The organism is Salinarchaeum sp. IM2453, from assembly GCF_019693215.1.
In the GTDB taxonomy this organism is placed as follows: domain Archaea; phylum Halobacteriota; class Halobacteria; order Halobacteriales; family Salinarchaeaceae; genus IM2453.
In genome coordinates this window covers 2,344,419-2,370,944 of the sequence record NZ_CP081183.1, presented here as the reverse complement: position 1 = coordinate 2,370,944, position 26,526 = coordinate 2,344,419, and the positions used below count along the sequence as shown (strand labels likewise).

The window sequence follows — 26,526 nt, the reverse complement described above, 5'->3', positions numbered from 1 at the left end:
GCCGCAGAGTGTCGATGTTTTCCGACTATACCTTTACATTCATACGAAACAATACAAATGCATGGATGTCCGGGAGCTTTCACTTTCGGAACAATATCTGTCCCATTTCGAAGCAGACGGAATTAGGCAACTCTATCCGCCACAAGCAGCATCTGTTGAGGCTGGAATTTTAGAGGATGCTAATATTCTCGTCTCTATTCCAACCGCGTCCGGAAAAACATTTGTCTCCATACTTGGGCTGCTGAGTTCCGACGGACCTGGTCTGTATATTTGTCCATTCAGAGCGCTTGCTCGTGAAAAGTACACGCGCTTTTCTGAGTTGCCAAACACTGATGTTGCTCTATCAATCGGAGCTACAACGGTAGACGAACGTCTTGGTGACCCAGAAACAGCAGATCTCATTGTTGCTACAAGCGAAAAGGTTGACGCGGCTATTCGAACTGGAGCAGCGTGGATTCGCGAACTTCAGACAATCGTGGTCGACGAGATACATCTAATTGGTTCAGAGGACCGTGGTCCAACGCTTGAGATGGCTGTAGCGATGCTTTCCCGCCAACTCCCTGATGCGCAGTTTATTGGCCTATCCGCAACGATTAGTAATCCGAATGAGATCGCTGATTGGCTTAACGCAACGCCTGTCGTTTCAACGTGGCGACCAATAGAATTGCGTCGAGGCATATGTGATGGAAAAACGATCCAATTTGAGTCAGGCTCAACACAGACAATTTCAACTAGTGAGCAACAGGGGCCGTTGGATTCAAAAAATGCAGAAATGTGCCGAAGCGCAACCGCTGCTGTGTTGGTCAACGGCGCAATTAACAATAGTGGACAGGCACTGATATTTGTTCGTTCTCGATCTCGGGCAGAGTCTTTGGCGAAATGGCTCAGCACACAACAGATTACAGACACTTCATCATCTGCACTTGCCACGGAGCTTAAACAGACAGGAGATACAGGCATCGGTACTCGCTTATCTGAGGCGGTCTCTGGAGGCATTGGTTTTCATCATGCTGGATTGCCAACGGAACAGCGTCAATTGCTTGAATCAGCATTTCGTAGCCGAAAGCTTGACTGTATTTGTGCGACGCCAACCTTGGCTGCTGGGGTCAACCTGCCAGCTCGTCGTGTTATCATTGCTGACCTAAAACGGTATACAGGAGCTAACTTGGAGTGGCTTCCGACATTTGAAGTGCACCAAATGATGGGGCGATCAGGGCGACCTGGAATGGATCCGTATGGAGAAGCAATTCTGTTCTCTCCAGATTCTTCTGCTGAGCAGGTTAAAAAGCGATATTTTGACTCTGAGTTGGATTCTATTACATCTCACTTAGCGACGCCAGAAGCATTGAAGACTCATGTTCTAGCACTGATTGCTACTGGGGATGCAACCAGCCAAGATACGCTACAATCAGTATTTGCACAGACTTTTTTTGCAGCACAGTCTGGGTCAGAAGCATTAATGAGTCAACTGCCTTCGGTTCTTGACAAATTACAAGAAATGGAGATGATCAACAACCCGTCCGACACTAATATGCAGTATGTGGCGACAGAAGTCGGTGAAATAGCAGCAAAACAGTACCTTAGCCCACAGACTGCGGCCGACATTATTTCAGATCTCAAAGATATGAAAGAGCTAGCCTCAACACACCTTGTTACGTTTTTTGAACTTATCTCAACGACTGCTGAAATGCCGAATGTATATCTGAGTGATCAAGACCGAGCAGAGATACTTCGATTTGCACGAAAATACCGCGATGTTATCATAACCGACGAGCAAGCCGTTCCATCTTTTGAGACATGGCTTGCTGATCTTCGTATAACTCAAATCCTTCTCGACTGGAGTTCTGGGAAAGATAAAACCGAGCTAGAAGCTGCCTACCACGTCAGTCCGGGAGACCTTGAGCGCATCTTTGAAACTACTGTTTGGCTACTTAGAGCGACAAACCAGTTGGCAATGACAATTAATGATGACTATCCTACATTAACAAAGACGGTAGAGCGTGTGGTTAATCAGTACAATGACCCGGTCCCTGGCCTTTTTGAGAATTGAAGCTTGTAATATCTATTTGACACTGTAGTGTGATCATGGCATATTATGTATGGATGTTCTCAACGTTCGAGAATAAGTATGTAGATCACTCCATCCGCAAAGTCTGTTGTATAGTGTCGACTGCTAATATATCGAACTAGCATCATGAGGTGATAAACCCGTGTTGGGAACTGCTAAGGAAGCTATACTTCTTACTGAAAATCAAAGGACAACATTTCCGTATTATTTATTTATATGAACATACACATATTTAATTGAGTCCCTCCACCATGCCCTCCGATCTTGAAATCATAACATCACGCTCTGAACTTGAGTGTCCAGCTACGTATTGGAAACTTGATAAGGATGACAACACGCCTCGGCAGCGGGTGTATCTCACAGGGATTGGCGAAGAATCTGCGTATGGTATCGAGTACCAATCCGGCAGTCGAATTATTCTCGATCCACTGGATCAATATATTAGCCAGAACCGGCTTGCCCGCCCAGATTGACTTCCTCCACACGACTGAGGTCGTGGGATTCCCACATTGGGATATTGTGGTTTGCGACCGACGGCGCTGGCTGAGCCAAGCAGCCGTTTCCTATCCGGCAGGGGGTTCTGTGTGGTTCTGCCCCGGTGACTCGGAGGGACCGTTGTTTTACGTCAGTATCTGATAATTGTGATGGAAGGCAAAGTAATTCGTGGATTTCGCTGAATATCCAGCCTGAGCTACCAGTGTGGAATGGTTCCCAGTTGTCGGCTTCACCCACACCCGTAAACGGGTGGGCGTTCGCCTTGAACCGTGTAAAGTGTGTCTGGGCCCTGCAACAAGTGGACTTGTCCTCGCCTCCACCTGAGCAACTCTTCGCTTCGTTGAAGAGGAATTTTCCTGCCTCACAGCGAAGCGTTCCTGCTTCCATGACAGCACCTCCAATCACGGGGCTTCGCTGGGACAGGCTCGTATCGATGCCAGTCACCGCAGTTATTGTCGCCCCGGAGTCTCCCATCAATACTCGGTGATAACGGGAGAATAGAGGCTGATTGCAGGCATGTCCCGCTCTAATCTTGCTGCTGACTACCAATCAATCTGAATCTGTTGACCGGACTAAGCGCACACAGTTGTGTCCCCGCCCTACTTGTGTTATTCGACCGTTTCTTAACTCCGGCGACTTAGACTATAAAAGTTAAATTGAATCTCTCCAGCCAAGTATACGACCCCGTTAGATAGTCCGATCTAACCCCTACTACTACTGAAATTCAAACTCTGCTGCAATCTGCTCTTCAAGAACCTGTATATACTCCTCAAGTATTTCACTCATGTCTTCATCTTCTACCTGCCGTTCTGTGTCGTTTGAGAGTTCTACCCGAAACCTGCCATTTCCATCGTAAAATGGTTCACTTTCTGCCAGAAGATGTTGATCAATGTAGTGGACAATATCTGAGTCATAGCGTTGCTCCATCTCTTCGAAAGCATTCCGGTAGGCCTGCTGTAGTTCAGTAAAATAGTGCTTGTACTTGTCTTCGAATTTTTCTGCGTCAAATGGCGTCATATCTGCTTGTTGGACTCAATCGTCTTAACTTCCAAGGCAGTACCAACAGCGGCAGAAATCTGGTGGAACCCAACGACTTCAGCCGTGAGGGGAGGTCAAGTATCCCCCTTCAATGCAGCTTTAGTTCAATGCGACGGTTATCTGGATCACGAACATATGCTGCCCATGCATTTCCATATGCACCGTACCGTTTGAACGGTTCATTGGACTCAACGGAGACGCCATGCTCTTGGAGTTCAGCAAGGAGTGATCTTAGTTCGTTTTCTGTGTCAACTGTTTCTGATCGAAGCAGTAGGCAGATGTGTTCTCCTCCGACGTCAATGTCATCTGTGTCAGTTGGAACTAAGTGGATATGTCGGCCCCCAGCAACCACAGCAACAAACGGGACTTCTCCTCGTTTATATCGTTCATGATCACGGATCTCCATTCCAAGTAACTCATGGTAAAACCATAGAGCCCGATCAAGATCGGTTACATGAATCGCGACGTGATCAAGATCGACAACATCGAGTTCCATAACTGGCGTTAGAAGTGTCTGAACATAACTTCCATGGATGTGAACGCACCTCAGGGTCAGGCCTCGGGGCTGTCGCCTTGACCTCCTGTACAACAATCAATAATATGCCTCAGTTCTTTTACCAATATCTATGGCACAGTTTCACAAGAAAACAGCTGTTGATGCGTCACTTAAATCAGTCTGGGAGTTCCACTCAACTGGACACGGGCTATTGCAGCTAACGCCAAGTATTTTATCTCCAAGAATTGATCGAATTAAGCCGCCTAATGGACCAGCACATGCCGATATATCTCAGACACTGACAGAAGGTACAAAAATCGTACTGTCGGTACAGCCAGCTGTTGTTGGTCCGAGGATTACATGGGAAACAGAGATAACAGAACGGAACTACACTGAAGACCAGGCACACTTCATTGATATAGCAACGAATGGTCTGTTACCAGTTTGGAAACACCGACACCAGTTTATAGCACAAGATGACACTACTGTCGCTATTGATCATATTACGTATGAACCACCTCCAGCAGTTCCAACAGCGTTTGTTCGTGCCGGACTATCAATTGGATTTGTGTACCGACACCACCGGTTACGGTCTGTATTTGACGCTCCATCCTCAGTTCCTGATCATAAGTAGGGCGTTGTTCCCCACTAGGCCATATTTATTTTGTATATAGACTGAGCAATCACAGCAGTGGCGAGGAGAAAATACATCGCTTCAGCTGCATGAGGAGATCAATATTGACTTCCAGCGTATAGGATAGTGTGACTACAGGTACCCATCAAATAACTGATTATACCGGTCTTGGCTGATTCCAATCGCGATTGTTGCGTGCAATAACGGTTGATTACTTGCTTGTGGTCGGACTGTTGATAACATCTGGTCGATAATTTTACTTTCGTATTCAATACTAGTAGTACGTTTAGCTCCTGTCAGCAGCCGAAGGACAGTTCCTGTACTAGACGGAAGCGACTGATCTGTGTGATCAACCGGCCTAACAATTAGATCGTTTCGGCGGGCCGAAGTGTAATATATTTGTCCATCTTGTTTATCCCAGAACTGATCAAAAATGTCCTGAATAATCGCATGTAGCATTGGGACATATGTATCATCATTTGTTGCCCGTGTATATGCTAGTGTTCCAAGACCAGTCATCGCATAATCAGATAGAGCAGCGGTATCCATCCGTGTCTTATCAAGGTATCCACGGGACAACTGGCCATTATCATAGAGATTTGACTGAATAAACGAGAGCACTTGCTCTGCCTGTGTCATATACTCGTCATCATCAAAGATAACAGCTGCCGTTACAAGACTATGAATCATAAGTCCATTCCATGCAGTGATGACTTTCTTATCCGTATGTGGAGCTGGTCGCTGTCCTCGGGCCCGTTGCAACTCTGTCTTTGCTTGAGTAAGATGTTCGTTGATTGCTGCTGTTGATAGAGAAAATTGATCAGCAAGTTCTTCTATTGTTGCACTAATCGTCAATACAGTTGTGTTATTAAAGTTCCCCTCTGGTGTTATCCCATACCGATTTTTAACTATCTCCCCTCGTTCAGGTTCAAGTACTCTATCAATCTCATCTGGAGTCCATGTGTAATACGCACCTTCTGATTCGGTATAGCTTCCTCGTGTGCTTGGGGGATCACTCTGTGCATCAATCGTGCCATAGTACCCACCATCAGGATGCCGCATGTGTTCATATAAGAAGTCAGCCGTCTCGCGTACAACTGTCTCGTACTGGCGATTCTCAGTCGATGCATACGCCAGTGCATAGACGCGAAGTAACTCGGCATTATCATACAGCATCTTTTCAAAATGCGGAACTGTCCACTCTCGATCAGTAGCATACCGATGGAACCCTCCCCCAACATGATCATATAATCCACCGGTAGCCATCGCTTCGAGCGCCCGAGTCGCCGTGTCGCGGTATACCTCTTCACCAAACATCTCCGTCGCGAGCAAAAGCGCCTCTATCCGTCCAGTGTGCGGGAATTTTGTTCTATTTCCCCATCCGCCATACTCATCATCAGCCCGGCTAACAGCAGTTGTTGCAACCGTTTTGAGATTGAATGTTGAGGGTGCGACATTATTTGACGGTTGAAAGTGTTGTTCGAGTGCTGTTGTCCACTGATCAGCCCGGGCATCGACCTCTGTCCGGTTTGTCTCCCACTCTGTCACAAGGTCGTCCAGCCGTGATCTAAATGACTGACGTCCATAGCGCTCTTCTGGCGGATAGTAAGTTCCAACTGCAAATGGTTTTAGTTCGGGCGTCAGCCAAATGGACAATGGCCATCCTCCATGACCAGTCACAAGCTGGCACAGCTGTTGATAAACCCGATCAACGGCAGGATGTTCCTCACGATCAACTTTGATTGGAATAAAGGATTTATTTAAACGATTAGCAATATCCGGGTCGCTAAATGATTCTTCTTCCATTACATGACACCAGTGACAGGCGGAATATCCGACAGAAAGGAATATTGGCTTATCTTCACGCTTTGCTGCCTTTCGTGCCTCTTTATCCCATGGCTGCCAACAAACAGGATTGTCAGCATGCTGTTGCAGATATGGGCTGACCTCTGATTGAAGTCGATTATTATTAACTGAAGACATAATATAATATCAGTGTGCAATCAAATAACGTTGTCCCCAAATAGCTTTAAGTACTATTCGAATCAATGGTCTTTGCTTCCAAATAGCAAATACGTAGGCAGGCTAAACATAATGTATGGAAGATGTACCCAACTCTGTGCTAGTTGCTGGTGCAACCGGTGGAACAGGAAGAGAAATAATACGGCTCTTGGACAACCGATCTCCAACAGTCACAGCGATGACCCGAAGTGCTGAGAATGAGGATATGTTGAGAACACTTGGCGCTGACCAAGTCGTTGTTGACGACCTCCTATCACCATCAAATCTAAAACAGACGCTGGCTGATGTTGATGTTATTCTTTCGGCTGTTGGATCGTCTCCAAGAGCAATTCTTTCGTCTGAACCGCTTGTGGATGGTGCCGGCAATCAAGCACTGATAGACGCAGCTATACAGACAGACGTTGACCAGTTCATCATGGAATCAGCACTCGGTGTGGGACCAGAACCACACAGTGCACTTGGGACGATATTCAACATTGCAATCAAACGCGTGCAGCGGGCAAAGGAACAAGCAGAAAATGCACTTCGGGAAGGGCAGATTGCTTATACTATCATTCGAGCAGGGATCCTCACGAATGGACCGCTGACACGAGAAGTGACCGTCGCAAAACCAGGGACAAAGCTCTGGGGCACCATTTCTCGAAAGGATGTTGCATGGATAATGACTGCTGCACTTGTCACTCCAGAACTTAGAAATTCAATCATGGAGGCCATTACGCGACCAAATCGGCAAAATGGGATGAGCGTAGATTGGGCGCTTCCTCCTCGCCAGAAATAACAGTTGTTATGGATACAATTTCTTAGCCTTGTTTAGACGCTCCCGATGACATCGGTTAGCAGCTATACTGATCGAACAGAATCAGCCCGTCAATCCAACTAAAACGGGTCGTCTTATAATGCCATTGAGGTGGGTTTCACCCATTCTAGCCCCCTGAAAACAGCAGTTGCGATGGAGCAGATCGAAGTAGCCCTATTGAGGTCCTCTGCCAATGGCAGATTTCAGCAGCCGTGCTGAATAGCGATTCCCGATCACTCGACGCAAGACTGGACGTGCTGCCGTAGAGTCGTCGACGCTAGCGCACCGGTGACATGTCCCCTGTTGATAGTAGCGACAGGATGATCGCCGTAGGAGGCTCGCTGGACGTTATACCGAACGATTCGATCGAACCGGGCGAGCAGGGGGTGGACTGTTTCGGGATCTGTTTCTGCGAACGCGTCGACGAAGTTCAGCACCTGCCTGACTTCGCTATCGTCCTCCTTCGCCCGCGGTGAGACGCCCTTGCTGTGAAGTACCTTGGGGTCAAGCCCCGAGGCTTCGCCGTCTTGGGACCGCACCGCACCCGCAGGCAAATGTAATTCCTCCCGACCTTCTCCGTGAGGAGTTGGCTGGCATTAACACTGTAAAGTACCTCGGCGTCAACCCCGTGGTATCCGTCCTGATTCTTCTGTGAAGTTGCTAGTTAGTCTGACTTCTGTTGGTTTGAAACTTCAGAGACGTTCGTATCTGACTTGGTTAGTGTATTGTACATGCGGACACGAATCTCATTGATTTCGACTGACTCACTTCCGATAACGGCAAATCCAACAAAGACGATTACAAATCCAAGCACTACAAACGGAGTTATCGACTCACCAAGTAACACCGCTCCACCGATTGTCGAGACAATTGGTATGAGATAAAACATCAGGTTGGCCTGAACTGGACCTGCTGTGTCAAGCAACGCAAAGTATGCAGTATACGCGAGGACACCAGCAAAGATACTGACGTACGCTAGCGCTAACAGTGCTTCTGTTGTCCAGATAATCTCTCCAAATTCCTCACCAGCAGTGAATGCGAATCCATGTGAAAGAATTGCAGCAAGTGGCAACCCCCATGCAATTCGTACAGTGCTTGAGATTTGTGGCTGTGCGTATTTGATAAGTACCGCACCCAATGCAGCACTTACCGCACCAACAAAGAGTGCGATACGACCTGTCATGCTGCCACTTGTTGCTAAGTCGGGACTCACAACAAGCACAACGCCAACTAGGCCGATCACTGTCCCTGTAATCGTTCGATTAGAGAACTCTTTTGATCCAAGTAATACTGCCGCAAACAACGTTGTTAGAATCGGGATTAGGCTAAACACAATTGCTCCGACAGAACTTGGTGCGTACTGCTGCCCTACGAATAGGAATGCGTTTGCTAATCCAATAACGAGCACACCTGTGCCAATGATACTGACAATATCATCAGATGACCGTGGCAAGATTTCTTCACGTGAATACGCAATAAGTACATATGCTAACAGCAGAGCTGCTGCGATGTCGAAACGTAGTGCAACAAATAGCAGAGGTGGGAAGTACTCCAATCCTCCTCTGGCGGCAACAAACGTGCCTCCAAAGAATACGCCTGCGAGAGTGAAGTATAAGATTGACTGACGGTTCACCGAATACCACCTCGGTCGGTAAGTCTAAAAATAAACAAGTAAATCACCTATCTATAACAAGTGCTGGCATACGCATAGGTTCAGCCAGAAAGTATTGCAATGGCCGTATACACTGCTTTTTTGTGCAAATTTATGACGGCCGATGTGTATTTCGGGTCATGAAATCATTGCACTGCGCGAAATCTTTTATTGCGCAACCGCCACATGTAATAATATGGAGTCGGCTCTTGAGGAGATTGAATTCTTAGCGCTTTCTCCTAATCGTGTTGAGGTTCTTCAGTTACTCTCAAATGGAACTTACACCAGAAAGGAACTCGCAGAACAAACTGATGTTTCACAGGCAACACTCGGTCGTATCCTTGGTGACTTTCAAGACCGATCATGGGTGAAACGGGTGGATAGCGCTTACACGACAACTTCAACAGGATCCCTTGTCTGTAAAGGATTCACACAACTCATGGAGATGATAACGACTGAGCAGCAGCTACGAGGGATTGCCGCTTATCTCCCTGAAGATGAGTTTACTTTTGATATCCAACATCTCGCGGATACAAGGATAACAACACCAACTCGAACCCGTCCGAACGCACCGCTAAAACGGCTTCTAACCTTGATTGATGGCGCAGCAAGAATCACGACCGTCTCACATGCGTTTAACGAGGAAACATTGACTATTGTGCATGACCTAGTAACCAATGGAGACACACAGTTTAATGGAATTTTTTCACGTGCAGCCATCAGTGCACTGCAATCTGACGAAGAGCTAAGTGCCAAGCTTCAAGAATTAGTTCGCCATGACCGAAGTGAAATCGCTGTTACTGACGATATTCCACTAGCTGTGATGGTTGCAGATGAAGCAGTATGTCTGTTAGTCCGTGATACGCAAGGCGTTCTTCGGGGGGCAGTTGATTCTGAAAATACTGCAATCTATGAGTGGGCACAGGACACCTTCAGTCGGTATCGACAACGATCTGATTCGCTATCTTCTAGTGACCTACTGACAGATTGAATTCTGCCAAAGGCACTATAATCCAATACTGGTAAGAACAAATCCAGGTTGAACTTCTTCAATACCAAGTTCAATTGCTAAATAAAGAAGTGCAAATTGTACCGCGTTATATACTGCATGCGCAAGAGTTGGGACAAACAGATTCTCTGTTTGTGCGTATACATACCCAAAAATAACTGATCCAGCAAACATAAGGATAATTGAGGTCATCGTTGCCAAGACGGTGTCCGCATACATGACATACATCGGAATATGAATTATCGCAAAAATAGCGCTTGTGACAAGGATTGCATCTCTCCGCGAAAACCCTTCGTATAGGCGTTTCTGGATCACATTCCGAAACAGAAACTCCTCCGCTGGCGCGTTAAATAAGAATACAATAACGATCATAATCAAGATCATTGTCTGACTATCTCCGACAATATCGATTACCTGACTGTCTGCAGCTGGCACCCCAAGCCAGACAATAACCTGAAATAAAACTAGAAGTCCGAGACTTGCTAGACTACCGAGAACCACATATCGCCAGTCCGAACGGGTCGGCTGGCGAAGATCGATCCAAGATAGCCCGCGGTCGGTGAATATGAGGTATGCTATTCCGGCCAGTGCCATTCCAACAAAATTCAAGATTAACGCGAGACTCTGACCTGTCATTGTCGCTTCCCCAATTCCATCGGCAAGACTTGGGTCAACCACTGCTGCAGGAGCTATCATAATCTCTGCAACGAGGATGCCAAGAATCGCTAACCCAAACCCAACAAGTGCCGTTCGAAGAGGGCTTTTAGTATTCTTTTGTGAACTCGCCTCTGAATGCTGCATATATAATATATATATACTATCACCTCTTTTGGATTGTCATTATTGTAATTTTACTTGTGATAAAAGACAAAATCTAGCGCCATTACACTTGACATCCTCCTCCGCCTGAAGGCGGAGGAATCCCGAGCGTTGGGATATTAGGGTTTGCAGACTCCCTGTTCTCTCGGTGTGAACCGTCCGCTCTCGCGGTCGAACAGGAAGACTCCGGGCTGTGCCAACCAGCCGTTACTCATATCCCCTGTTGGGGGACTCTGAGTTATCTTTCTACGGATGTTCACCGCGCCATTCACGTCTGCGTTCATCGTCGTCTCACACGACTCACAGACGTACAGCCCGCGCTCCACGCGATTGCTGTCCCGAATCTGCCCGCAACACGAACACGTCATTGAGGTGTTCTCCTCGTCTACCCGGTCAACGAGGATGCCGTGTTCCTCGGCCTTGTATTCAAGGAGACGGGCGAATCGGTCGAACTCCCATCCGTGGAGTTTCTTGTTCCCCGACTGGCCCCACTCCCGCGAGTCACCGTTCTCATCCTCGCGGATGTCGCTGAGGTCGCCAACTGCTATCTCCTCTACACCTTCTTCGACACATCGTTCAACGATGTGTTTCGAGAGCGTGTGGAGGAAATGGTCTTTGCGTCGGGAGAGTTTCTGCCGAGCCGTCCGCGCTCGCTTGGACGGCCCGTTCTTGCCTTCGGTCTGGTACTCCTCGCGGGTGAAGTAGTGCTTGTCCTCTTTCAACACGTTCCCCGGATACAACTCAGAAGGGCCGTCTTCGTAGTCGATGGCGAGGTAGTTGCTGATACCGAGGTCGATACCCGCTGTATTCTCGCCGGGTGCGTCCTCAACGGGAATCTCTTTCTTACAAACGATGTGAAGTTCCCACTTGTCGCCGTTCCAGACGGCACGCACCTGTTGGATGTTCTCGACTTCTACGTCGGGCCGGGTTTCGTACTCTGCGAGGATGAAGTCTGACCGCCCGTCTTTCAGATTCCAACCTTTCGAGAGGCGGAGTTGACTGTGTTTGGCGTCGTGTTTGATGCCTTTCTGTTTCCACGTCACGGTGGAGCGCGGGTGTCGGTCGCCACGTTTCCGGTATCCCGGTGGGTCATTGCCGTCGTCGGAGTTGTACCAGCCGTTAAACGCCTCAGCAAGCTCTTCAAGAACTCGCTGACTTGACTGAGAATGCAGGTCACTATAGCGTTCGTGGTTTTTCAACTCCGATTTCAATTCTTTCTCGTCGGGAATCTCGCCGTCGTCGTCCCACCGGCCTTGGATGTAGTAGCGGCCAACGTTCCACAGTTTCGATGCTGCAAACCCGCAGGCATCAAGATCGTCATGAACCTGTTCGTGGTTCGTGATGCGTGCGACGTAGGTGCGGGTCGTCTCCAGCATCGTGCTGTTTTCATAACTAGTTATGGAACAGAATCGATTAAAACCTGTGTTTGGCGTAGAATATCCGGGCCTGTCGGAGTCGGTGGAACGTGTCACCGAGTGACGGCGCGTATCCACGGCCTGAAGGCCGTGGTATTGCGCCTGTTCAGCGTATAATCCTCGATAAATGAAATGTTGAGCTACACATATACTGATTTTGAGAATGTTTTCAAATAAGTATCAAGGCTGATTCCGGTTCCACTACGGGCAAGGACATCAGCCGTCTGGTCGGAGGGACGTCGGTCAATGCCCTCTCACGTCAGGAGTGAGGGCCCTGAGTTAGTCAGATACACTGGCTCTCTCGCTTTCGGGGGTAGAGTCGAGTCCACTGACAATCTCTGTGCACGGTGGTGCAGAGCAGTTGACACCTACTACAAGGTACGATGATTCCTCTCCGAGTTACCGAGTATCAAGTCGATAATCACTATGCCGTCGCACTAATTTTCCTGGCACGAGAAATAGCGATAAATTTATGTTGAACGCTCATTCAGTATATCATGCTGGGTGAAACCAGCATAGACCGCCAGACCACAATCTCGTCGACGGTTCCATCCCCTCGTCGTGTGAATACGCCCAAAACACCAATTGCAACCCGGTTCCCCTGCCCCGGAAATATTCGTATACTGCAATGGGGCACGGCACGTAGGACGCCATCCGGATCTTCCTGCCCCGGAACCGGCGCGTTCCACGTGCCTTTTGCGTTGATACGGGGAAACCCCCCGGTCAACGCGTGTGTCTCATATTTCCACCACAGACAGCACAGGCAATGGTCTGAGTAAATACCAGTTCCCCAAAGAACACCCTGTAATTTTCTCTTAACTTCTACAGGTTACGTCCCCGTCCTCAAGGAGCGACTAACGGGAACGAGTAGGCAAGGTAATTCATTTCTCCAATTATCCGTGTACTTATATTCAGGTTAGGCTATATGTACTGAGCTCAACAACCTGTGTGCGCTTTTTCCGTTAAGAGTTAATTAATGAACGATCATAGTTGCATATTAATGGGTAAATCAGCTTCTGAAGAGGCCACCACAGAGGAGATTATGGGGGCAACCTTCCGTGCCCTCGCAAATAACGGCTATCCCACGACAACAATTGCTGATATTGCTGAAGAGTTTGATAAGAGCAAGTCACTGCTATACTATCATTATGAGAACAAAGAAAAATTATTAGAAGACTTTTTGCGACATATTCTCAGCCAAATTGAGAATGACATCGCAGAGATTGATGCAGAAAACCCAATAGACCGGCTACAGGCAGTGCTTGACCAAATTCTTCCAAGGAATCCAGCCGAGGAAGAACTCCAATCACGGCGAGTAATTCTAGAAATTCGTTCTCAAGCACCCTACCACGAAGCCTATCAGGAACAATTTGACCGGTCGGACAAAATTTGGCTTTCGGCGTTAACAGCAGCAATTGAAGATGGAGTCGAGCAAAGCATATTCACTGATGTCAATCCGCGTAAGACTGCTGAACTAATATACGCAACCGCGTATGGGATTATTATGCGTAGTGTATCTTTTTCTGAGGTATCTATGATGGAAGAAGGTCGAAATATGCTTGACGCCTATATTATGACTCACCTCACTCTGGAATCTTCTCCGGTGTCTGAATCAGCTCCAACCTAATATTGTTCTTGATTCTTAATCTTTACAGGCTAAAATATCCACAAAGCCCCGCTGAAGGTGGAGTGTAGGTTAAGGATAGTTCACAGAAATATTGAGGCGGATGTCACGGGAATTGGCTCCAAGGCAGTAAACGTCAACAATCTTGATGCCCATCCTCGCGTCATCCGACTTGATCCTTCCGTGAAGGGAAGGATACAAATCTGGTTCGTAGTTCCAACATTATACTAGTGTATTTGACTTCATAGTGTCTGTTCAGCTTAAAAGATCTATGTAGTAATTGTGACTTATGGTAGTAGCACTCAAGAGACCAGAGCCATATATACAACTATGTCAGACTTAGCTGATAAAGAACCTCAAGACGGTGTTTTGAGCCCAACTGAACGACGCGCTTACCTCCAAAGACTTGATGAGTCTGTTTGGGAAGTTGTCGATGGACATCACTTAGAAGGCTCATTTGATTTTTCAGATTTTAACGAGGCACTCGCATTTACAAACGAAGTAGGAGAATTAGCCGATGAATACTGGCACCACCCAGATATTCATCTCTCATGGGGGAACGTTTCAATTACATTGTACTCGCATGACGTAGATGGACTGCAAGAGCTTGATTTTGTTCTTGCTGCCAACATTGAACAACGGTATCATTCAATGCTTGATGATTAGCAAAAGTCTCTGACCAACTCTGTGTTGAACTTTAGCTTATCTAATTCACAGGCAGGTCTGATTGAACCGTTTGTACAGACGATACAAAGCGATTGTTCGGGGGTTGAATCCTGAAGCTGAGTTCACATACGAGTCCGATGTAAGCATTATTAGCAACTTCTCCAAGACAAGCCGAAGTATTTTGATCCGATACAGTAATTATACGTTATGGACGCCTATCTCTATCGAAAAGTCAACGAGTTGTCTCCTGGTCAAACCGTGCGACTCGTTGATCCACATAGTGATATCATTAACACCCAACACAAGCCATTGGTTAAGTGGTTCCCAGATGGACTTTCATACAATGGCTGTCAATGGGCAGAGGCAACCCTGACAAATCCAAATCAATCAATCGAAGCAATCAGGGAATGGCTTCTAGAGATCGCGCGACGAGGAGAGTACGAGGAGTGCCCATCGCGGTTTCAAGCAGTCGTCGTGTTTGAGACAGTAAAAAGCGCTAAACGAGCAGCACGACAGATTGGGCTTCATGATAGATATGATATCTTCAAGATTTCAGATGTCGACCCGACTGGACCATTTTATTCGCAGCATCGTCGCGGAACAACAATTCCAGAGGTTCTGTTAGATGCAGAGCAGTACTGGAACCAGACCCCCCACCGAAGCGGAGAGAGAGAATATTTACTCAAGTGTCCGGTGACAGTCGATTCGCTGGTTGATACAGTTAGCTCCGATTGATCAACTGAACGATAATTTTGCAAACATCATCGCCAGTGCTTTCAGGAAGCAGAACTGCGAATGGCGACTAATTCGCTTTGTCGATCTCGGCACTGTGGAGAAGAGCAACATCCCTATTTGTTTCAGTCTCTTACGTCACGATTAATGAGTCGTTTGGCAGCAGAACGCGGATTCCAACATTTTCTTGAAGAAACAATCAACACTACTCGAGATGAATTTAGCGTTGAGCGAGTGTTACAGGGATCAGGGTTCCAATCAGGTGGACGATTTGTTGACATTCTTCGGAAGAACTCATCGTTTATTGAGGAAGAAATTGTTCGTCCAGAATTACAAGAGTATCAAACACGCACAAACAATCAATTCCAAGTGCTACTTGATGCAGTAGAGAACGGAGACTCAATCGATATGTACCAACGCGAATTACTACAGTATGATAATTACCTTGATGCGCTTGCAGAGGACGTTTCAGAGCAACAGCAATCTATCGTTGTTCAGCAAACGATGAGTAGACTCGAAGAACTTGCGGACGGTATCCGACCTATTGTTCAACATTCGAATGATGAATTTTGGGATGCAACAACAGCGGCACTAGAATCTGATGAGGCACTATATCTAGTAGAAGAAGCGTTCCCATTTACTGGACCATTTCAGGAACACAAGCACGCTTTTACCTTTGAAACGACGATTGACCCTGCGGATGTCGTCGGATCACTATTTGGCCGCGGTCTGCCGACAATTTCAGTTGAGTTCACCGATGAGGCGGTCAGAGCTCTACAAGAAGCTGAGCAACAGATTACAAACGATCTTCGGAATGAAATCCAACGGAGATATACAGAGTAGTTTGTTGGTAGCTAATCTGCTCCGCTCTCGGTGAAGGCTTGAAACTGTACCGTTTCGTCTTCCCGTTTTGGAAATGGATTATTACGCTGATCAACTTCCTCTGTTAGCTCTCCTTCCCCGACTACACAGTCTTCTAATTGATTCCTGATCTGCTTTACGTTCATCTCCTGACCAATTACGACAAGCTCGGTCTTTCTGTCTCCGTACTCCGAATGCCAGTCTGGATCACGTGATTCACGATACGCAGCCTGTCTTCCTGGTGGAAGTGAGACAATCCATCGGCCGGCTGCTTCAACATGGGTCTCAACACCAGCCAGTGAAACATTGATCGCATAGTTTGGTCGACCAGCAATATGCGCATTCCCCTTCACTCGAATTACCGTTACTGGTGGATTATCGAAAAAGGCAGCTAATCGTTCTGGGTGGAATGGTTTCCAAGACTCAAACACGAATGAACTGACTCCATACTCTTCCGGCAGGTGTCCATCGTGAGCATGCTGGTGGTCGTGGTCCTCATGCTCGCCGTGAGAGTGGTTGTGATCATGGTTGTGTTCTAAGGTTCCTTCATCATCGGGTGTATCTGGATCTTGACGGTGAGCTCCGATTGTCTGTTTCCAGTGTGCAGATGTAGAAACTGTTCTTATATCAAATCGGTCAGTCCAGAGTATGTTCTCGGGATCGGCAGCACCATATGTTGTCTCTACAACCCGTGCTTCCGGTTGCATTGACCGGAGGATACGAGTAGTCTCTTTACGTTCTTCTTCTGTAATCAGGTCTGTCTTGTTCAGTAAGACAGTGTCACAGAATTCGATCCCAGAGGCAATAAGATCAGAAAGTGATTTGTCACCCTCGCTTCCAAGATCCGGCTGCTCCATGCCGACGAATGCATCGTAAAAACGACGCGCATCAACCACGGTTACAGCACTCGAGAGATCATAGAAACTGCCTGCTCTTCCTTGTATCAGCGTTTGAATCAGTGTTTCTGGCTCCGAAATACCTGATGGCTCAATTATAAGCGCAGAAAATGATTCCTCCAAAGCTAAATCAATAACAGCACGCTCAAACTCACCTCTAACACCACAACATATGCAGCCATTAGACAGTTCAACGACCTCTCCTTCTGAGAGAGTTGATTGGCGTTTAATATCTGCAGCATCAACGTTTACCGCTCCCATATCGTTTACCAAAACAGCAATATCGGATGTTTCAGTTTGGTTCAGTAAGTGATTCAACGTCGTTGTCTTTCCGGCTCCAAGGATGCCTGAGAGAATGGTTACTGGAATATCTTTTCCCATATCTATATGAACTCCCTAAGTCGCTGTATAACAATAATTCTATCCAGCATATAAAATACTGGTAATAGAATAGGTATAGTTAATAATATCAGTATTTTGAACATCCTTCTCATACAGATATCTCTAAAACTAACACCTCGTACTAACGACACGCGATACCGTTAGCTACGAATTCGATTTCGGAGCTTCTCAATACGATCCTCCAATTCATCGACTGCTTGTTCGACACGGGTTCGCATTTCTTCGCTAGCTTCTTTTGATTCATCGACTGCTTCATCAAGTTCATCATCAAGTCTGTATCGCAATTCTTCAACATCATCCTCTAGATCGTTGATTGCTTCCCGGAGTTCTGATTCGACGTCATCACTGAGTTCCTTTGACTCATCGACAACATCGTCAAGCTCATCCTCAGTACGGTCACGGAGCTGATCGACTCGATCCTCTAGTGAATCGACCATTTCCCTTGCACCAACAAACGCCTTTTGTCCCGCCTCTTTTGATTCATCTACAATATCGTCAAAGCTGTCTCGGATCCGGTTCATTGCTGAATCGAGTTGCTGAAATCGGCCTTTGTCTTGGTCACTCATATATTATGATATGTTACCAATGGTAATGAACTTGATGCCGACTGCCAATGTAATCCATTCATCAAGAATGTATGATGTATCTGCTTTCCACGTGGTATCAATTACAGCGGTAGCGAAGCGAAGACCTATTTGTGGAGTGGATGAAGCTGACAATTAGGACCTAATCAGTAATAAGAGCTCCAAGCCAGATTTTCCTTCTTAATCAAGAGGTAGACATGACTGTCCTGACGCGGTTTGACCGCCTTGGTAATCAGATCACACCATGTCTGAGGGAATCTATTTCGATTCACTGACCGTGGCTCTTGGGAAGCACGGTATCTCTGCATTCCATGTCAGGGGTCGAAAACGGCGGCTTATCTCCACCAGCAGTCTAATCATAGCGACAAAACTGCAACCCTGATACTTCCACTTAACCGGTGCGGTACCACGGGAATACCACGACTTTAGCCGTGGAACGAGGTCAGGTGAGGAGTGGTGTCGCTTAAGACTCAACCTGTGTAGCAACTAACCCGCCAATTGCCCCAAAGATAACCGGAAACAGGATCCCGACAAAAATTATGCTCTCAAGAAGTGGTGGCGCATAGGTTACGTCAACGTCGGCTAACTCAACCGTTTCTGTTATCTCAAATACAAACGTGCCAAGGACAGCCAAAACCACCGTACCGCTGACAATCGAGGCCCCTGACATGATACCAATGATCTCTGAGTCGATATCTGCATACGTGACCAGTATAAACCCAGCACTAAGAAGTACTAGAATTGGCACAAGATGATATACAAGCGAAGGGAGCTCGACACTAGCCTCCGTAACGTAATTAATTGTTGTGTCATCGAAGATATCATCGACGACTTCCTCTTCAGAGGAGATTTCAATGTCTACAAACTGTGCATTATATAAAATCCATCCAGATGCATCAACAATATCATCAGATAACTCGTCTTCACCAATGAAGACAAGAGCAAATATGAGAATATAGCTAAACAGGTATGCGCCCACTCCAAAAATTGCTCCAGCACCGTATGGCACCTGTTCAGCTTTCTCTTGTATGCTTGACATGGACGTGCTATGTCAGACAGTGCAATAAATGGATTGGTGGTTACAGCGGTAGCGAGTCAAACATCCACCGGATTTAGTCGTGGAAGGAGGTCAATGCCGCATATATCAAGAAGTCTGAAGATCTCACTCCATATATGTGAAGTATTTCAGGAACAAACTCCGAAGCACTTTGCCTGTTATCTCTGTGGAATATTTGAGTGCCGGAGCTCGCCTCGCATTTAACTGTTCTGGCCCCTGTTCCCATACATGTCGTATTGACTGAAACTAGTGAGTATATCAAATATCCTGTCGGGTAAATATGAAAAGTGCGATGCTGACGAGTATGAAGAATACAGTCAAAAGTATACCGGCATCAACGAGGGCGTATTGCTCATGAACAAGAATATCTGCTTCTTCCCAGTATCGACTGGGGGTGAATCTGCCAACCCATCTGAAGTCTTCTTGTAACCGAGAAAATGCGTCAATAAGCCACAGAAGTATTACTATTCCAAAGGCTGCTGAGCGTGCTGTACGGACACGATCCACTATCACTGACAGGAAGAGTCCAATAGCAGCACATACCAAGAGATATGGAATCGAGAGGAAATGCACCATTGCGATGGCAACTGGATTTATTCTTTCGCCAATGATGATAGAACCAACGTATACTAGAACAGATAGTCCAACATTCAAGATAACAAGCGGAACACAGAGTGAAGCTACCTTCTGCAACAGCACCGATTCCCGTGATATTGGATTCGAAAGTGTGAGATCTAATTTTCGCGTTTCAACATCACCTGCAATCATTCCCGCCCCGATATAGGCAAAATATATTGCGACAAGTAGACTCCAGAAGAATGAGTAAAGTTCGGCAGCAATAAAACCTTCAATAGTGTGGAGTGCTTCAAGCCCGAATAGATCGAATATATACTCCGGGAATGCGTCTGTGATTTCTTCTGCTTCCTCTGAAAACCCCGGGAAAACAGCGAAATATAGTGCCGTAAATATCCACAGTACAATAGTGATGTAGATTGGTCCGCGAACTCGCTGCCTTGATTCAGTCCGAAGAATTGCTGTCATAAGTGTCCCTCCAGAAGGATTCTTGGAACCACTGTGATCATGGAATTGGTTGTTATTCTATTCATATGTCCCTCCGTGTAAACAGGAATAAGGCAACACCAATCAGAACAGCAGCTGTAACTAAGAGGATTCCTGCGTCGAACCAAGCATACTCCTCATGGATGAGAATACTAGCCGAATCAAAGTGACGGCTCGGAGCAATCTCGCCAATCCACTTATAATCGGGATCGAACTCCGATAATCCCTCCAGCAGCCACAGTAGAAACACAATTCCCAGTGCGCCGGCCTGTGCTGGCTCTTCCCGATCGAGAACCACTGATAGAAGAATCCCAATAGCACCACAAACCAGAAGATATGGAATTGAGAGGAAATGCAGGAGTACGAGTGCAACCGGATTGAGAGACTCATTGAGAATGATAGATCCAGCGTAAAGCATCGTTACTTGAATAATAGTAAGGACAGTGACCGGAACCCACAGACTCGCGAACTTCTGAAGGACGACTGACTCCCGAGAGACAGGATTTGAGAGGGTAAGATCCATCCGCCGTTGACGGATATCACCAGCGATCATGCCTCCGGTAAGGTAAGCGATATATAGCCCGAGGAAGACTATCCACATCAACGAAAATACGTACGAACCAATAAATCCCTCCAGCGTATGCATTTCTTCGAACCCAAATAATCCGCGCATTGCTTCTGGAAATGCCTCTTCAATGAGTTCTGACTCCTCAGCCATACTTGGAAACACCGAGAGAATGAACAGCAGTAACACCGCATAGGCTCCTCCGAGGAGAAGAGATCCTCGTATCAATCGACGTGACTCATTCCGGAGGATTGCTGTCATGGTTGTTATTTCCGTAGTAATGCTTGAAGATTTCATCGAGCTGTGGGTCGGCGATTTCGATGTCTTCTACATTGTATGTCACAAGATGTTCAAGGAGGGATTTGACCTCACCAGTATACGTAAACCGAATTGACTTCCCAGATATTTCTGTTTCAATCATGTCTTCGGTTAAAAATTCTTCTTCACTAACGTTATCTGAAAAGTGCACTCTCACTTGCTTCCCACCCTGCTTCATCAGCTTCTCAACTCCTTCGAGTGTCACAATCTTACCATTCCGGATAATCCCCACACGATCTGCAATGCGCTGGACCTCACTTAGGATGTGCGACGAAAAGAAGATCGTCTTACCGTTCTTGCACTCCTCTTGTAAGAACAGATGAAGACGATCTTGTTTGAGTGGATCAAGCCCAGCTGTCGGTTCGTCCATGATTACCAACTCCGGGTCGTGCATGAACGCCTGTATGATCCCAAGCATCCGTCGGTTCCCCGCCGAGTACTCTCGAACCTTTCTGTCAAGCGGTGGGGAAAAGAGACGAAGCATTTCTTCGCGACGTTCGTCACCCCGCATGCGAGCAAAGTAATCCAAGACTTCTTTACCAGTCAAGTGCTCATCGAATCCGAGCGTATCTGGAAGATATCCAATGTCGTGCTTTACAGATGTAAGTGCTCGGCGATCCCGGATATCAGCACCGAGCACTTGTGCAGTCCCATCAGTCGGATTGATCAGTCCAAGCAACAATCGAATTGTCGTGGTCTTACCTGCTCCGTTTGGCCCGAGATATCCGAATATCTCGCCTGACTCAACATCGAATGTGACGTCGTCGTTGGCAACGATATCTCCGTATCGCTTTGTTAGTCCGGAGAGCTCGATGGCAGACATGTTAATACTTGACATATACTTATATTTAAATGTGACAGTAAGAATGAATGACGAAGAATATAATCGACAAACTGCGGCAACCAGAGTATACAGGCGAGAATAGCTGTGAAGCGTATACGGCTGCAAATATCACGGTCGCAGGTACGCTTGGGCGCATCTCAGTCGGAAGTCAAAGTCTGCTAGGGCAATAGTCGTAGGAATCTCGCTTTCGCTGGCTTATTTTCGAGGACATCTTATTCCGGGGACTCCGTAACTGACGGAGCGATATATGTAATCTCCTATTTCCGGTTATTCGGTAGGGAGCCGGAACCGAGGATACACGGTCCTGTACTTCTACCCCGTGATGGATCGAAAGAGAGTGTGAGCTTGGCGCCGATCCGATGCACATGATGTCCTCGCTCTGGGAGCTTCTCGATGTCTATCCTGATAGAGAGAAGAATCGGTCAGCACACAAACAATATCAAACCCGAAGCACTCGGCTTGCATTTTGACGGAAAGCCTGTCGAGCTACGGTGTTTCGACGATCGCGAGAATGTCTTGCGCTCGGTACACCTTGCTGTTCTTTCCTATTGGTTACATCGATGACTCCGTCATCGGAGAACATATCAATAGCGTTGTAGACGGCTTTCATCGATCGGCCAGTTGCTTCTTGAGCGCGATTCGCCTGTGAAGTACCTCGGGATCAAGCCTCGAGGCACTTTGCCTGCTTTTTCTGTAGATACGATTCCTCAAAGAGACAGGTAACGACGTCGCGAACAGCCCCCACCAATTCAACCTGTCCTCCAAGGAAGCACTTGCTAGAAACGGTATTCTGAGATTCAGAAGGCATATTTCCGGGATGGGGATTCTGGAAGTTGGGGACAAGGTTGTGACGACAGGGTCGGTATCGGTGGAACTGGTTGAACGATATGCCGAAGACCCAGAACACGCCCCGAAGTGACGCGCTTCACCTCCGCTCACGGTGGGGCGAGGAACTCACGCTGCTTTTCGTTTAGATATTGTACCAATTCTGTTGTTGATGATCGGTAGAGAATAATTGCAGCTGTTTCTATCGGGTATTGGCCGAGTAGCGTCGATCCCGTGAACGTGTTCACCGCTGTTTACGACTCTGTCCGCCCATTTCTATATAGCGAAATATAGTTTATATGTGCTCTCTCAGTCATTGCTGGGTGTTGGTTTGAAAGGCAATAATACGGGTAAGCCGGTACATAGCCAGAAAAAGAGGAAGTAATCGTAGATTGAGTGTAAAAAGGGTGATCTAGTAATCCGAAGACACAGTGGTTTTACCGGAAGACATCGAACACACTGATAATGGTCGAAAATATCCTTTATCCAGCCTATTTCGATGCCGAGCTTACAAGGGCCAAAGGACGCCGGGTCCCAGAAGATCTCGCAGTATCAGACCCATCAGTTGACGAAGTTGCAGAAGCAGTAGGACAAGTCGGATATGATGCGACAATCGAGCGAGATGCAGCATATCCGAGAGAACCATGGCGAACCCGAGGACGAGTCATTGTTAAAAACGCGGATGACGCCAAGCGAAGTGACCTTTTGCAGGCAGTGGCTGCATACATCAACGCACTCCGTGGATAATGTACCGACTGGGGGATGTTGAAACAGTTGCACAGGGATTGCTTGTCGTTCGTTTAGCTGATACTGTACCGGAAATTGGAATTGCTGTCGTAGATGAACAGCTAACGGCTGTCGGAAAAGTTGTTGATGTGTTTGGTCCCGTTTCGAATCCGTATGCTGCTGTTACGCCATCTGATGAGACTAACCTTGCAATTTTCCTTGGAGAGACGTTGTATGCCGATCCGGGTACATAGTTGTTGTCAGGACAGAGATCGTGGACTGGCCTATGGTTTGCAGTAATTCGCTCTGCTGTGCCGTTAATCGCTGTAAGTCAGTTTTCGACTGATAGATACAACGAATTGTCTGTGGCTTTTCCTCGAGATGCACCATGTTTACTGCTATATGAAGTAGCTGACAAAAGGAACCACACGCGGCAATAACTAAATTATTCCTCCGTAGAACAATGTATCACAATTCTCTAAGTGCTGAGGCTGATGATATTACTGTATGGATCGTTACCGAAATATAGCCGCCGCCGGTGGAGTGGCTGTGCTGTTTTTGCTGATTCAGTTTGGCGCGCTGGCGATGTTGACCCCTGGGGCCGATGCTATGCAGGCTGTTGAGGATCCAACTGATCCGACAAACAGTTTCATATTCATTGCCATTTTGTTGCTTGCAACTGGCGGAATGCTGCTTGTGTTTAAATATGGAAAAGATAAGCTAATTCACTGGCTTATTATCGGCATTTCCGGGCTTCTTGTCTGGACAGTGCTCGATATTTTACTTAGGACTCATCTCCCATCAGGAACAGGTACCGCTGGAGCCGTCTTAACAGCGGTAACCCTGATCATACCAATTATCGGTGCGGTCGGAGCAGTCGCTGGACTCGTCTATTATCCGGAATGGTACGTAATCGATGCTGTCGGCGTAATCCTTGGAGCAGGTGCCGTAGCCATTTTTGGATCTAGCTTCGGACCGCTTCCAGCAGTGATTTTTCTCATATTACTTGCCGTGTATGATGCGATCAGCGTCTATGGAACAAAGCACATGCTGACACTGGCAGACAACGTAATGAAAATGCGTGTTCCAGTGATGCTTGTTGTTCCGACTCGACGATCATTCTCGCTGCGAGACTTGGAGCTGGACGAGATGGATCACGATGATCATTCTGATTCATCTGAGGATAGTTCTGCACTTTCTGACGATGCTGAAACGCCAGCTGAGGAAAGCAATCCCGTGTCGGATGCTGATGAAGAAACTACATTAGATCCTGATTGTGATGACACGACTAAGGATGCTCTTCCAGAGACAGATAAACAGACTGAACCAGCTGACCGCAATGCTATCTTTATTGGTCTTGGTGACGCTGTCATGCCATCGATATTAATCGTTAGCTCACTTGCATTCCACGGTGCTGTCGGCCCAGGAGTATACAGCATTGGGGCTGTTGCACTAAATCTCCCAGCAATTGGAACACTGCTTGGTACCCTTGTTGGACTTGCCATATTGCTTGCAATGGTCCTTCGTGGTCGTGCACATGCTGGACTGCCATTGCTTAATGGTGGTGCAATTATTGGGTTCTTCCTCGGAGCTTACGCAGCAGGGTTGACACCAGCTGATGCGCTACTGGTATAACCTCAGTTATTCTAAAGCCCTAATTGCTCTATATACGATGGCATCTTCTTATTTACTGCAATCAGTACTGTGCAAAAATCGGAAATTCGTCTAATGAGGGAGAAAGGGCTACCGATAATCCAGCCCAAATGCTTCTGTTGATGAAATAAATGGAAGTTCAATGTCGATGTCAGCATCACTAACTTGATCATTGACATGAGCTGCAACTGCTGTTGTTTCTATGGCCATACCACCACTGTCAAACACGGTAATCTGCTCTGGTGACTGTCTGCCTGGAACAGTTCCAGTGATGACCTCACCAAGTTCACCATGTATGTGGTCGGGTTCAATTTTCCCTGCCTCAATAGCCTGTATGTATGAGCCTGCATCATACTCGATCCGGGAACGTAAGTCAGGAACATAGACGGATTCACTGACTGTCTTTGCATCAAGTTCTCGTTTCAACGCTCCGTACTGTCCCATGGCCGTGATGTGCGTTCCAGGGGAGATGTGGTCAAAGTCGACCACAGGTGTTCGAGACCGAGTTGCAGTGATAACCACATCAGAATCGATTGTTGCTGCAGCCACAGAATCAACTGCTTGAACAGTCGCAGATAGCTCTCCGTTAACATGTTCAGCAAATGCTTCTCGATGTGCTTTTGTAGGTGAGTACACGGAAACACACTCAATATCCCGAACAACTGCTGTTGCATGGATTTGCGCATACGCCTGCGGACCACTACCAATAATTCCGACGGTTGATGAATTCGACCGAGCAAGTGCATCAACGCCCACAGCGCCAGTTGCACCCGTTTTGTATGGATTTAAACTAGCTCCATCAAAAATCCCAAGCGGAGTGCCTTCAACTGCATCGTATAATCCAAACAGAAACCATGCCTCACCTGATTCAAACCCACCACTGTAAACGTACATCCCCATCACACTTGTTTCTGGAAGAATAGCAAAGTAGCCAGTGAATATTCCTGCTGGCTGCTCGTGATGTAATAGCGTCCGTGGCTCAGCTGGTGCTCCATTTCCTCGCTGTCGATATCCATCCCGGACAGCTGACACAGCCTGTGAGAAATCAATACTATTTTGGATTGTATTACTATCGAGAAATGGCACCCGTTCCATACAGGGAATACACATCCCCTGTTGAAAAAGTCCAGTGCTCATCAGAGCAGTCGCCACAAGTATAAACATATTGGTGATTTTTTCTAGTACTATCAATACTTGGAGATCATCAATCATGCCGCTGTTACGGGGTATTTCCCCGGTGTATATGGTACTAGACTCAATGATAAGAGTCC

The 26,526-nt window shown here is 47.0% G+C and carries 27 protein-coding genes; 12 read left to right on the top strand and 15 right to left on the bottom strand.

The window, feature by feature from the left end; translation table 11 throughout:
• Positions 1–61 precede the first annotated feature (61 nt).
• Positions 62–2,050 (top strand): DEAD/DEAH box helicase, encoded by a 1,989-nt coding sequence (locus K0C01_RS11270; protein WP_221169794.1) that lies wholly within the window; start codon positions 62–64, stop codon positions 2,048–2,050.
• A 269-nt stretch (positions 2,051–2,319) separates the two neighbouring features.
• A complete protein-coding gene (locus K0C01_RS11265; protein ID WP_221169793.1) occupies positions 2,320–2,541 on the top strand; it encodes a hypothetical protein in 222 nt (73 codons plus the stop codon).
• Positions 2,542–3,277: 736 nt separating this feature from the next.
• On the opposite strand, the gene K0C01_RS11260 is transcribed toward K0C01_RS11265, so the two are convergent.
• Both K0C01_RS11260 and K0C01_RS11255 read right to left on the bottom strand, forming a co-directional pair.
• Positions 3,278–3,580 (bottom strand): DUF5783 family protein, encoded by a 303-nt coding sequence (locus tag K0C01_RS11260; RefSeq protein WP_221169792.1) that lies wholly within the window; start codon positions 3,578–3,580, stop codon positions 3,278–3,280.
• A gap of 109 nt (positions 3,581–3,689) precedes the next feature.
• Positions 3,690–4,097, bottom strand: a complete 408-nt coding sequence (locus K0C01_RS11255) for a VOC family protein (RefSeq protein ID WP_221169791.1) — start codon at positions 4,095–4,097, stop codon at positions 3,690–3,692.
• A 130-nt stretch (positions 4,098–4,227) separates the two neighbouring features.
• Between K0C01_RS11255 and K0C01_RS11250 the strand changes: the two genes are divergently transcribed.
• Entirely contained in the window at positions 4,228–4,731 is a 504-nt protein-coding gene (locus K0C01_RS11250; protein ID WP_221169790.1) for an SRPBCC family protein, read from the top strand.
• Between the two features lie 132 nt (positions 4,732–4,863).
• Here the strand turns inward: K0C01_RS11250 and K0C01_RS11245 are convergent, their stop codons facing one another.
• Positions 4,864–6,714 (bottom strand): thioredoxin domain-containing protein, encoded by a 1,851-nt coding sequence (locus tag K0C01_RS11245; protein ID WP_221169789.1) that lies wholly within the window; start codon positions 6,712–6,714, stop codon positions 4,864–4,866.
• A 115-nt stretch (positions 6,715–6,829) separates the two neighbouring features.
• Between K0C01_RS11245 and K0C01_RS11240 the strand changes: the two genes are divergently transcribed.
• On the top strand, positions 6,830–7,531 hold the full coding sequence (locus tag K0C01_RS11240) for an SDR family oxidoreductase (protein ID WP_221169788.1): 702 nt from the start codon (positions 6,830–6,832) through the stop codon (positions 7,529–7,531).
• A 682-nt stretch (positions 7,532–8,213) separates the two neighbouring features.
• Here the strand turns inward: K0C01_RS11240 and K0C01_RS11235 are convergent.
• Positions 8,214–9,182, bottom strand: a complete 969-nt coding sequence (locus K0C01_RS11235; RefSeq protein WP_221169787.1) for a DMT family transporter — start codon at positions 9,180–9,182, stop codon at positions 8,214–8,216.
• Positions 9,183–9,396: 214 nt separating this feature from the next.
• Here K0C01_RS11235 and K0C01_RS11230 point away from each other — a divergent pair, with 214 nt between their 5' ends.
• Positions 9,397–10,191 carry a helix-turn-helix transcriptional regulator gene (locus K0C01_RS11230; RefSeq protein ID WP_221169786.1) on the top strand — a complete coding sequence of 265 codons (795 nt, stop codon included), beginning with the start codon at positions 9,397–9,399 and terminating at the stop codon, positions 10,189–10,191.
• Positions 10,192–10,206: 15 nt separating this feature from the next.
• On the opposite strand, the gene K0C01_RS11225 is transcribed toward K0C01_RS11230, so the two are convergent.
• A complete protein-coding gene (locus K0C01_RS11225; RefSeq protein WP_221169785.1) occupies positions 10,207–11,010 on the bottom strand; it encodes a CPBP family intramembrane glutamic endopeptidase in 804 nt (267 codons plus the stop codon).
• Between the two features lie 137 nt (positions 11,011–11,147).
• The gene (locus tag K0C01_RS11220) at positions 11,148–12,404 is read right to left on the bottom strand and encodes an RNA-guided endonuclease InsQ/TnpB family protein (RefSeq protein ID WP_221169784.1); all 1,257 of its coding nucleotides are present in this window, start codon (positions 12,402–12,404) and stop codon (positions 11,148–11,150) included.
• 1,039 nt (positions 12,405–13,443) lie between these two features.
• Here K0C01_RS11220 and K0C01_RS11215 point away from each other — a divergent pair.
• From K0C01_RS11215 to K0C01_RS11200, 4 genes are all read left to right on the top strand, one after another.
• Entirely contained in the window at positions 13,444–14,070 is a 627-nt protein-coding gene (locus tag K0C01_RS11215; RefSeq protein WP_221169783.1) for a TetR/AcrR family transcriptional regulator, read from the top strand.
• A 327-nt stretch (positions 14,071–14,397) separates the two neighbouring features.
• On the top strand, positions 14,398–14,733 hold the full coding sequence (locus tag K0C01_RS11210; RefSeq protein ID WP_221169782.1) for a 4a-hydroxytetrahydrobiopterin dehydratase: 336 nt from the start codon (positions 14,398–14,400) through the stop codon (positions 14,731–14,733).
• A 207-nt stretch (positions 14,734–14,940) separates the two neighbouring features.
• Positions 14,941–15,468 carry a DUF2441 domain-containing protein gene (locus tag K0C01_RS11205; RefSeq protein WP_221169781.1) on the top strand — a complete coding sequence of 176 codons (528 nt, stop codon included), beginning with the start codon at positions 14,941–14,943 and terminating at the stop codon, positions 15,466–15,468.
• Positions 15,469–15,612: 144 nt separating this feature from the next.
• Positions 15,613–16,308 (top strand): hypothetical protein, encoded by a 696-nt coding sequence (locus K0C01_RS11200; RefSeq protein ID WP_221169780.1) that lies wholly within the window; start codon positions 15,613–15,615, stop codon positions 16,306–16,308.
• 11 nt (positions 16,309–16,319) lie between these two features.
• Here the strand turns inward: K0C01_RS11200 and K0C01_RS11195 are convergent, their stop codons facing one another.
• From K0C01_RS11195 to K0C01_RS11160, 8 genes are all read right to left on the bottom strand, one after another.
• Entirely contained in the window at positions 16,320–17,603 is a 1,284-nt protein-coding gene (locus tag K0C01_RS11195; RefSeq protein WP_221169779.1) for a CobW family GTP-binding protein, read from the bottom strand.
• Positions 17,604–17,764: 161 nt separating this feature from the next.
• Positions 17,765–18,190 (bottom strand): V-type ATP synthase subunit I, encoded by a 426-nt coding sequence (locus K0C01_RS11190; RefSeq protein WP_221169778.1) that lies wholly within the window; start codon positions 18,188–18,190, stop codon positions 17,765–17,767.
• A 481-nt stretch (positions 18,191–18,671) separates the two neighbouring features.
• On the bottom strand, positions 18,672–19,247 hold the full coding sequence (locus tag K0C01_RS11185) for a DUF7978 family protein (RefSeq protein ID WP_221169777.1): 576 nt from the start codon (positions 19,245–19,247) through the stop codon (positions 18,672–18,674).
• 276 nt (positions 19,248–19,523) lie between these two features.
• Positions 19,524–20,306 (bottom strand): ABC transporter permease, encoded by a 783-nt coding sequence (locus K0C01_RS11180; RefSeq protein ID WP_221169776.1) that lies wholly within the window; start codon positions 20,304–20,306, stop codon positions 19,524–19,526.
• Between the two features lie 61 nt (positions 20,307–20,367).
• Complete coding sequence (locus K0C01_RS11175) at positions 20,368–21,150, bottom strand: ABC transporter permease subunit (RefSeq protein ID WP_221169775.1); 783 nt, start codon at positions 21,148–21,150, stop codon at positions 20,368–20,370.
• Positions 21,128–22,030 (bottom strand): ABC transporter ATP-binding protein, encoded by a 903-nt coding sequence (locus K0C01_RS11170; protein WP_221169774.1) that lies wholly within the window; start codon positions 22,028–22,030, stop codon positions 21,128–21,130. The genes K0C01_RS11175 and K0C01_RS11170 overlap by 23 nt, the downstream gene beginning before the upstream one ends.
• Positions 22,031–22,712: 682 nt before the next feature.
• Complete coding sequence (locus tag K0C01_RS11165; RefSeq protein WP_221169773.1) at positions 22,713–22,859, bottom strand: hypothetical protein; 147 nt, start codon at positions 22,857–22,859, stop codon at positions 22,713–22,715.
• A gap of 127 nt (positions 22,860–22,986) precedes the next feature.
• Positions 22,987–23,124, bottom strand: a complete 138-nt coding sequence (locus tag K0C01_RS11160) for a hypothetical protein (RefSeq protein WP_221169772.1) — start codon at positions 23,122–23,124, stop codon at positions 22,987–22,989.
• Between the two features lie 217 nt (positions 23,125–23,341).
• On the opposite strand from K0C01_RS11160, the gene srp19 reads away from it, so the two are divergent.
• The 3 genes from srp19 to K0C01_RS11145 all read left to right on the top strand — a co-directional run bounded on the left by srp19 (position 23,342) and on the right by K0C01_RS11145 (position 25,237).
• Complete coding sequence (gene srp19, locus K0C01_RS11155; RefSeq protein ID WP_221169771.1) at positions 23,342–23,623, top strand: signal recognition particle subunit SRP19; 282 nt, start codon at positions 23,342–23,344, stop codon at positions 23,621–23,623.
• On the top strand, positions 23,623–23,856 hold the full coding sequence (locus K0C01_RS11150; protein ID WP_221169770.1) for an H/ACA ribonucleoprotein complex subunit GAR1: 234 nt from the start codon (positions 23,623–23,625) through the stop codon (positions 23,854–23,856). The genes srp19 and K0C01_RS11150 overlap by 1 nt, the downstream gene beginning before the upstream one ends.
• Before the next feature lie 253 nt (positions 23,857–24,109).
• On the top strand, positions 24,110–25,237 hold the full coding sequence (locus tag K0C01_RS11145; RefSeq protein ID WP_221169769.1) for a presenilin family intramembrane aspartyl protease PSH: 1,128 nt from the start codon (positions 24,110–24,112) through the stop codon (positions 25,235–25,237).
• Between the two features lie 108 nt (positions 25,238–25,345).
• On the opposite strand, the gene K0C01_RS11140 is transcribed toward K0C01_RS11145, so the two are convergent.
• Positions 25,346–26,350: an ornithine cyclodeaminase family protein gene (locus K0C01_RS11140; protein ID WP_221169768.1), complete on the bottom strand. Its 1,005-nt coding sequence runs from the start codon at positions 26,348–26,350 to the stop codon at positions 25,346–25,348.
• Positions 26,351–26,526: the final 176 nt, after the last annotated feature.